Below are 6,151 nucleotides of genomic sequence, written 5' to 3'. Positions count from 1 at the left end.
GCGCTGGCCGACGTGACGAGCGATGCGATGCCGGACAACCTGGCGTACGTGATCTACACGTCGGGCTCGACCGGCCGGCCGAAGGGCGCGATGGTGTCGCACCGCGGCGTGGCGAATCGCCTGGACTGGATGCGCGATGCTTATCGGTTGAACGCATCCGACCGCTTCCTGCAAAAGACGCCTTACAGCTTCGACGTGTCGGTATGGGAGCTGTTCCTGCCGTTGCGTTGCGGCGCGACGCTGGTGATGGCGGAGCCGGAAGCGCACAAGGATCCGGAGCGTCTGGGCGAGCTGATCGATGCGTATGGAATCACGGTGGTCCATTTCGTGCCGTCGATGCTGTCGGCTTTCGTGCGGCACGCATCGCCCGCGTCGTTGCGCAGCGTGAAGCATCTGTTCTGCAGCGGCGAGGCGTTGCCGTTGGCGCTGCTCGCGGAGACGCAGCGCATGTGCGACGCGCGGATTCACAATCTTTACGGACCGACCGAGGTGTCGATCGACGTGACCGCGTGGAGTGCCCCGGAAGGTGGACTGGACGACTTGACGAGCGTGCCGATCGGCAAGCCGATCTGGAACACGCGGACTTACATTCTGGACGAGGCGCTGAACGCGGTGCCGGTGGGGGTGCCGGGCGAGTTGTACCTGGGCGGCGCAGGGGTGGGGCGCGGCTACGTGAATCGCCCGGACCTGACGGCGGAGCGCTTCATGCCGGACCCGTATGCGGCGGAGGAAGGGGCGCGGATGTATCGCACCGGGGATCTGGCGCGCTACACCGACGACGGCGAGATCGAGTATCTGGGCCGGACGGATCATCAGGTGAAGATCCGCGGGTTCCGCATCGAGCTGGGCGAAATCGAGGCGGCGCTGGGCGCCTGCCCCGAGATCAGCGACTGCATCGTCACCGATCGCGAGGACATCCCGGGCGATCGTCGTCTCATCGCATACTTCGTCGTGCGCGATGGACAGGCCGTGCCCGCGCCGGCAAGCTTGCGCGCGACGCTGCTCGCCGTGCTGCCGGACCATATGATACCGGCCCATTTCGTTCTGCTCGAGCGTTTGCCGCTCACGGCAAACGGCAAACTGGACCGGAAGGCCCTTCCCGCCCCGGACGTCGGGCGAGGCGAGGCCGAGTATCTGGCACCGCGTACGCCGCTCGAGGCACGGCTGGCGCAGATATGGGCCGAACTGCTTGGCGTCGATACCGTCGGTGTCCGCGACAGTTTCTTCGAACTCGGCGGTCATTCGCTGCTGGCGACGCAAGCGATCTCGAGGGTGCGTGCAGGGCTCGACGTGGACTTGCCGGTGCGCGCGCTGTTCGAATGTCCGACCGTCGAGCAGTTTGCGGAGCGGGTCGAGGCGGTCGGGCGGCAGTCGTTGACGCAGGGAGAGCCGATCGTCGCTGTCCCGCGTGACGCGGCACCGGTATTGTCGTTCGCGCAGCAGCGACTGTGGTTCATGGAGCAGCTGGAAACGAACAGCGCGTTCAATAACCTCATGACCGTGGTGCGTCTTACCGGTTCGCTCGACGTCGTGGCCTTCGGCAAGGCGATCAACGAGATCGTGCGGCGTCATGAGGCGCTTCGGACCTGCTTCGCGACGGTCGAAGGCACGCCGCTGCCGATCATCGCGCCGACGCTGGAGATCCCGATCCCGCTGACGGATCTGAGCGAGTTGCCGTTGGCCGAACGCGACGCGCGAGCCGGCTGGCTCGTCCAGGACGAGGCGCAAACGCCATTCGCACTGGCTGTGGGGCCACTCGTGCGTACCCGCCTCCTGCGACTCGCGCCGACCGAGCATATCGTCTTGCTGACGATGCACCACATCATTTCCGATGGGTGGTCGCTCGGCGTGCTGGTGAAGGAGTTGGCGGCACTTTATGGCGCCTTCGTTCAGCAGTTGCCGTCGCCACTTCCTGAACTGCCGATCCAGTACTCGGATTTCGCGCACTGGCAGCGCCGCTGGTTGAACGGTCCGACGCTGCGTCGGCAGCTCGATTATTGGGTGGCCCGTCTGGCCGATGCACCGACGCTGCTGAGACTGCCGACCGATCGTCCCAGGCCGGCGATCCAGACCTATCGCGGAGCCACCTTGCCGTTCGTCATTCCGGCTGCCGCGGTTGCTGGATTGCATGCGCTCGGGCGGCGATATGGAATCACGTTGTTCATGAGCGTGGCAGCGGCGCTCAACGTCCTGTTGTCACGCTATTCCGGACAACGCGACATCTGCATCGGTACGTCGATCGCCAATCGGAACCGCGCCGAAATCGAGTCGTTGATCGGCTTTTTCGTCAATGCACTGGTTTTGCGTTCGGACATCGATCCACGCGCGGGTTTCGACGTGTTGTTGCAGCAGGTCCGGTCGACGACGCTCGACGCATATGCACACCAGGACGTGTCGTTCGAGCAAGTGGTCGATGCCGTCAAGCCGGTGCGGCATATGAGCCATTCGCCGCTGATCCAGGTCATGCTGGTATTTCAGAACACGCCGATGTCCCGGTTGGAACTGCCGGGTCTCACGCTGCAGGCAATGGACAGCCACAGCGGAACGGCCAAGTTCGACATGTCGCTGTTTGTCTCCGAGGCGGACGGCGGGCTGAACTGCTTCTTCGAGTACAACACGGATCTGTTCGACGCAGCCACCGTCGAGCAGATGGGGCGTCACCTGTGCAACCTGATCGAAGTGCTCGTCGCCGATCCGCACGCGCCCGTCGGTACGCTCGACCTGCTCGAGGCGGACGAACGCCGACGCTTGCTCGTGGAATGGAACGATACGGCCCTCGAGCGGGCACCGCTCGAAAGTACGCTGCACCGACTCATCGAGGAATCGGCCGCGCGGACCCCTGAAGCCGTTGCTGTCGTTTTCGGCGACAGCGCGCTGACATACGGCGAGCTGAATGCACGCGCGAACCGCCTCGCGCATTACTTGCGAGAGCGGAACGTCGGACCCGAGGTGCTGGTGGGGATCTGTATGGAGCGGTCGTTCGAGATGATCGTCGGCCTGCTTGCGGTTCTCAAGGCGGGCGGCGCGTATGTGCCGCTCGACCCGACCTATCCGGCGGAACGGCTCGCGTACATGCTCGACGACGCGGCGCCGGCCATGTTGTTCAGCCAGCAGCATTTGCTCGATGTACTGCCGCCCGCATGGCGGGAGAAAACCGGGCGCGTCGTGTGCCTCGACGCGGATCAGGCGGCGTGGCAAGACCGCCCGGCAACCAATCCCGATGAATGCAGCGGTCCCGACAATCTGGCGTACGTGATCTACACGTCGGGCTCGACCGGCCGGCCGAAGGGCGCGATGGTGTCGCACCGGGGTGCGGCCAACCGGCTTGACTGCATGCGGGAAACCTATCGGTTGAACGCATCCGACCGCTTCCTGCAAAAGACGCCCTACACATTCGACGTGTCGGTGTGGGAAGTGTTCTTGCCGCTGCGTTGCGGCGCGACGCTGGTGATGGCGGAACCGGAAGCGCACAAGGATCCGGAGCGGCTGGGCGAGCTGATCGATGCCCATGGAATCACGGTGGTCCATTTCGTGCCGTCGATGCTGTCGGCTTTCGTGCGGTACACGTCGCGTGCGTCGTTGCACAGCGTGAAGCATCTGTTCTGCAGCGGCGAGGCATTGCCGTTGGCACTACTCGCGGAGGCGCGGCGCATGTGCGATGCGCGGATTCACAATCTTTACGGACCGACCGAGGTGTCGATCGACGTGACCGCGTGGAGTGCCCCGGAAGGCGGGCTGGACGGCTTGACGAGCGTGCCGATCGGCAAGCCGATCCGGAATACGCGAACCTACATTCTGGACGAGGCGCTGAACGCGGTGCCGGTAGGGGTGCCGGGCGAGCTGTACCTGGGCGGTGTAGGGGTGGGCCGAGGTTACGTGAATCGTCCGGACCTGACGGCGGAGCGCTTCGTGCCGGACCCATACGCGGCGGAGGAAGGAGCGCGGATGTATCGCACCGGGGATCTGGCGCGCTATACGAGGGAAGGCGAGATCGAGTATCTGGGCCGGACGGATCATCAGGTGAAGATCCGCGGGTTCCGTATCGAGTTGGGCGAAATCGAGGCGGCGTTGTTGACGCAACCGGGTGTCGACGAGGCGGTGGTGGTGGTGGACACGGCACATTCGAGCGGTGCGCGGCTGATCGGTTATGTGGCGGGCGCGTCGCTGCCGTCGTCGGGCGAACTGAAGGCGGGGCTGCGCGAGTTGCTGCCGGACTACATGGTGCCGTCGGTGTTCGTGGCCCTGGCGTCGCTGCCGCTGAACACGAACGGCAAGGTCGACCGTCGAGCACTGCCGTCGCCGGACGCGGAGCGAATCGATACGGAGGCCGAATATGTCGCGCCGTCCGGCGATCGCCAAGTGCGGCTGCACGCGATCTGGTGCGAACTGCTCGGAAACGAGCGGATCGGCGTGCGCGACAATTTTTTCGAAGCAGGTGGCCATTCGCTGCTGGCGACGCAGTTGGTGTCGCGAATTCGTGATGTGTTCGACATCGACCTGCCGTTACGCAGCGTTTTCACGATGCCGACGATCGAGCAGCAGGCAATTGAAATGGAACTGCTCGAAGCATCTGCGCATCGTCGTGATCAGCCGATTGCGGCAGTCTCGCGCGCGAATAGAAAACGCGTTGCGACTGTGACGAACGATGTCTCCTCAGAGCGCTGAAGATTTCCACATGAACGACTGCGACACGATGATCTTGAATGACCCGGCCGACGACGTCTATGTCTTTCCGACGAGCTTCTCGCAACGCCGGATGTGGTTTCTCGACCAGCTGGATCCCGGCAGCACGACCTACAACATGTCGTCCGCGCTGCGTCTGGGCGGGAAGCTGGATGCGATGGTGCTGGAGCGAGCGCTGGCGGAACTGGTGTCGCGCCACGAGTCGCTGCGGACGACCTTCGTTGCGGAGGGCGGCGAGCCGGTGCAATGGATCGCGGAGCACGGTACGTGCGAGCTGGCGCGGATCGATCTGAGCGGAGCGAACGAGGCGGACCGCGCGATGCGCCTGCGTGGCCATATCGACGAGGAGGCCGCTCGGCCGTTCGACCTGAGCCGTGGCCCGTTGTTGAGAAGCACGCTGCTAAGGCTGTCGGAGACGGAGCACGTGCTGCTGCTGACGCTGCATCACATCGTGTCGGACGGCTGGTCGATGGGGGTGATGGCGCGGGAGCTGTCGGCGTTGTACGACGCATACGCGGCGGGCCGTCCGTCGCCGCTGGCGCCGCTGCCGATCCAGTACGCGGATTTCGCGCACTGGCAGCGGGAGTGGTGCCGGGGCGATGCGCTGAAGGTGCAACTGGATTACTGGCGTGAGCAATTGCGCGGCGCACCGCATTCGCTGAACCTGCCGACGGATTTTCCGCGGCCTGCGATTCAGACGCATCGTGGAGCCATGTACCGTTTCGAGATGGACAGCGGGGAGGGGGAAGCCGTGTCGGCGTTCAGCCGTCGTCATGGCGTGACGTTGTTCATGACCTTGCTGGCGGCATTCAAGGTAGTGCTGTCGCGCTACAGCGGGCAGGATGACGTGGTGGTCGGGGTACCGATCGCGAACCGGAACCGGACGGAGGTGGAGGGGCTGATCGGCTGTTTCGTGAATACGCTGGTCTTGCGTACGCGCGTCTCGGGCGACGAGTCGGTGCAGGCGTTGCTGGAGCGGGTGAAGGAAACGACGCTGGGCGGTTACGCACACCAGGATGCGCCATTCGAGCATCTGGTGGAGGCGTTGCAGGAAGTGCGGCAGTTGAGTCACGCGCCGCTGTTCCAGGTGATGTTCGTCTTGCAGAATGCGCCGAAAGAGGCGGTGAGTCCGTCGGGGCTGACGTTCGGCGAATTGAGGGGCGAGCACGGGACGGCGAAGTTCGAACTCACGATGATCCTTGAGCAGGACGAGACGGGCCGGGTGACGGGCGGCGCAATCGAATACAACACGGACCTGTACCGGGCGGAGACGATCGAGCGGCTATACGGGCACTGGAAGCGGATCCTGATGGGGATGGTGTCGTCCTCGGCGAAGCGGGTGGACGGGCTGCCGATGCTGAGCGAAGACGAGCGGGCACGGTTCGATGCGCGGAACGATACGGCACGAGCGGTGGAGGCGGAATGCGTGCATCGTCGGATCGAGCGTCAGGCTGCGGAGCGGCCGGAG

The 6,151-nt window shown here is 64.6% G+C and carries 2 protein-coding genes; both read left to right on the top strand.

Annotated elements, in window-relative coordinates; translation table 11 throughout:
* Window positions 1-27 precede the first annotated feature (27 nt).
* Window positions 28-4,665: a non-ribosomal peptide synthetase gene (locus tag DID98_RS35185; RefSeq protein WP_185640933.1), complete on the top strand. Its 4,638-nt coding sequence runs from the start codon at window positions 28-30 to the stop codon at window positions 4,663-4,665.
* Window positions 4,666-4,675: 10 nt separating this feature from the next.
* A partial coding sequence (locus DID98_RS35180) for a condensation domain-containing protein (RefSeq protein WP_260428144.1) occupies window positions 4,676-6,151 on the top strand: 1,476 nt, incomplete at its 3' end.

The sequence above is a fragment of the Burkholderia sp. Bp8984 genome (genome assembly GCF_003853755.1).
Classification (GTDB): Bacteria; Pseudomonadota; Gammaproteobacteria; order Burkholderiales; family Burkholderiaceae; genus Burkholderia.
The sequence above is the reverse complement of the archived record's forward strand: the minus strand, read 5'-3'. Positions and strand labels throughout refer to the sequence as shown.